We start from the raw sequence: 1,001 nt of genomic DNA, 5'->3' as shown, positions 1-1,001 counted from the left end.
GTGGCTGTTCCAACAGACCACGTTCTATCATCAGCTCGAAGCGCAGCGCCTCTGCACCCAGTCTCCAGGAATGGGCTCAAGCCGAATACCCCATCTGTCGCAAACGGAATGGCAACCTATGTCCCGCATGAAGCGCTCAGATTTTCGCAGGAGCATTCCATGTTCAAAGGCCGTCATTTTGATCGATCCGTGATCCTGCTGTGCGTACGCTGGTATCTGGCCTACAATCTGAGCTTGCGCGATTTGGAAGAGATGATGGCCGAACGCGGCCTGAACGTCGATCACTCCACCGTGCATCGCTGGGTCGTCCACTTCTCGCCTCGGCTGCTGGAGTGTTTCAACGGACGCAAGCGTGCCATCACCGGCAAGTGGCATATGGACGAGACGTATATCAAGGTTCGCGGCCAGTGGACGTACCTCTATCGCGCCATCGACAGCGTCGGCGACACGGTCGAATTCTTCTTCAGCGAAAACCGTGACCTGGCGGCCGCAAAACGCTTCCTCCGGAAGGCGTTGGGTCGCCACGGTCGACCGGATCGCATTGTTATCGACGGCAGCCAGACAAATCACGAGGCGATCATTTCCTGCGATGCTGAACACCGTTTGCGGGATCGATCGCGGCGCTCACTGCAACCAATCCGAATCCGCAAGAGCAAGTATCTCAATAATCGGATCGAGCAGGACCATCGACGCGTCAAGCGCCGCATCCGCTCCATGCTCGGCTTCAAATCGACGGCAAGCGCCGAAGTCATTCTCTCCGGCATCGAAATGGTTCACATGATGCGCAAGCGACAGGCGAGATTTGCCTATAATCCACGCCCCTCAATCGCTGAGCAGTTCGAAATCCTCGCAGCCGGACAATCGGGGCGAAAGCGCCCTCTCGTGGCGGAAATTACAATTTGCGACAGATGGGGTATTCGGCTTGAGCCCATTCCTGGAGACTGGGTGCAGAGGCGCTGCGCTTCGAGCTGATGATAGAACGTGGTCTGTTGGAACAGCCA

The 1,001-nt window shown here is 56.9% G+C and carries 1 protein-coding gene and 1 pseudogene; both read left to right on the top strand.

Annotated elements, in window-relative coordinates; all coding sequences use genetic code 11:
- The coding region (locus tag ACFFNA_RS39525) for a hypothetical protein (protein ID WP_378925736.1) at positions 1-193 on the top strand (193 nt) is incomplete at its 5' end.
- Positions 160-855 (top strand): annotated as a pseudogene (locus tag ACFFNA_RS39520) (IS6 family transposase); the annotation flags it as partial. The gene ACFFNA_RS39525 and the pseudogene ACFFNA_RS39520, both read left to right, overlap by 34 nt.
- Positions 856-1,001: the final 146 nt, after the last annotated feature.

Source organism: Mesorhizobium kowhaii (genome assembly GCF_042431665.1).
Classification (GTDB): domain Bacteria; phylum Pseudomonadota; class Alphaproteobacteria; order Rhizobiales; family Rhizobiaceae; genus Mesorhizobium; species Mesorhizobium kowhaii.
The sequence above is the reverse complement of the archived record's forward strand: the minus strand, read 5'-3'. Positions and strand labels throughout refer to the sequence as shown.